General features: G+C 35.4%; 1 protein-coding gene. It reads left to right on the forward strand.

All coding sequences use genetic code 11. From position 1 onward, the window contains the following. A partial coding sequence (locus tag SB765_RS34575; RefSeq protein WP_410933150.1) for a response regulator occupies positions 1-229 on the forward strand: 229 nt, incomplete at both ends.

A 229-nucleotide genomic window follows, 5' to 3' on the forward strand; every position in this document is an offset into this window, starting at 1 on the left:
CTATTCCGATTGAGCTTGGTAAACAACAAACACAAACACCTAGCCTTAAATCTATTAATAGTCATAGTAATAAGCTATCGGTTTTAGTGGTAGATGATAACGAAATAAACCGTCTTGTATTAGAAGCGGCACTGGACAAGTTTAATATAAAATCAGACTTTGCTATAGACGGCCAAGATGCCCTGTTAAAATGCAAGCAAAAGCATTTTGACCTTATTTTCATGGATTG

The sequence above is a fragment of the Pseudomonas sp. SIMBA_067 genome (genome assembly GCF_046534675.1).
Classification (GTDB): domain Bacteria; phylum Pseudomonadota; class Gammaproteobacteria; order Pseudomonadales; family Pseudomonadaceae; genus Aquipseudomonas; species Aquipseudomonas putida.